General features: G+C 69.8%; 1 protein-coding gene. It reads left to right on the forward strand.

What is annotated here, in order from left to right; all coding sequences use genetic code 11:
• On the forward strand, nt 1-1,424 hold a 1,424-nt coding region (pyk, locus tag FEI13_RS18775), incomplete at both ends, for a pyruvate kinase (protein ID WP_138183010.1).

Below are 1,424 nucleotides of genomic sequence, written 5' to 3' on the forward strand. Positions count from 1 at the left end.
ACCAAGATCGTCGCCACCCTGGGTCCCGCCAGCGACCGGGAGGGCGTGCTGGAAGAGATGCTGTCCGCCGGCGTCGACGTGGTGCGCCTCAACTTCTCCCACGGCACGCCCGACGATCACCGCCAGCGCCTGGCGCGGGTGCGTGAGATCGCCGCGCGCCTGGGGCGCAGCGTCGCCGCGCTCGGTGACCTGCAGGGCCCCAAGATCCGCATCGCCCGCTTCAAGGAGGGCGCCGTGACCCTGGAGGAGGGCCAGTCCTTCATCCTCGACATGGGCCTGGATGGCGATCAGGGCGACGCCACCCGGGTCGGCTGTGACTACAAGACCCTGGCCGACGACGTCGCCCCGGGCGACCGTCTGCTGCTCGACGACGGCCGCGTGGTGCTCAACGTCAACCGGGTCGTCGACCACCTGATCCACACCAGCGTGGCGGTGGGCGGCAAGCTCTCCAACAACAAGGGCATCAACAAGCAGGGCGGCGGCCTCTCCGCCCCGGCGCTGACCGACAAGGATCGCGCCGACCTCGAGACCGCCGTCGACATCGGCGTCGACTACCTGGCGATCTCCTTCCCGCGCAGCGCCGCCGACATGGTCGAGGCCCGCGATCTGCTCGGCGAGGCCGGCAAAGAGATCGGCCTGGTGGCCAAGCTCGAGCGCGCCGAGGCGGTGGCCGACGATGCCACCCTGGACGGCATCATTCGCGCCAGCGAGGCGGTGATGGTGGCCCGCGGCGATCTCGGCGTGGAGATCGGCGATGCCCAGCTGATCGGCACCCAGAAGCGCATCATCAAGCATGCCCGCACGCTGAACCGCGCGGTGATCACCGCCACCCAGATGATGGAGTCGATGATCGAGTCGCCGCTGCCCACCCGGGCCGAGGTGTTCGACGTGGCCAACGCCGTGCTCGACGGCACCGACGCGGTGATGCTCTCCGCCGAGACCGCCGCCGGCGACTTCCCGGTGGAGACCATCGAGGCGATGAACCGGGTGTGCCTGGGCGCCGAGCGCGAGCGCAGTGCCCAGGAGTCCGGCCACCGCATGCACGAGGGCTTCAGTCAGATCGACGAGACCATCGCGCTCTCGGCGATGTACGCCGCCAATCATCTGGAAGGCGTGGCCGCCATCGCCTGCATGACCGCGTCGGGCTACACGCCGCTGATCGCCTCGCGCATCAGCTCGGGGCTGCCGATCATCGGCCTGGCCCACAACCCGGTCGCCCAGCGGCGCATGGCGCTGTATCGCGGGGTGGTCTCGCTGCCCTTCGACACCAGCGAGATGAGTGCCGCCGAGCTCAACGACCGCGCCCTGACGCTACTGGTCGGGCAGGGCATCGCCGCGCCGGGCGATCACGTGATCCTCACCCGAGGCGATCACATGAACGCCCACGGCGGCACCAACACCCTGAAGATCCTCGACGTGGAGAC

Origin of the sequence: Halomonas urmiana (assembly GCF_005780185.1) — a bacterium.
Classification (GTDB): domain Bacteria; phylum Pseudomonadota; class Gammaproteobacteria; order Pseudomonadales; family Halomonadaceae; genus Halomonas; species Halomonas urmiana.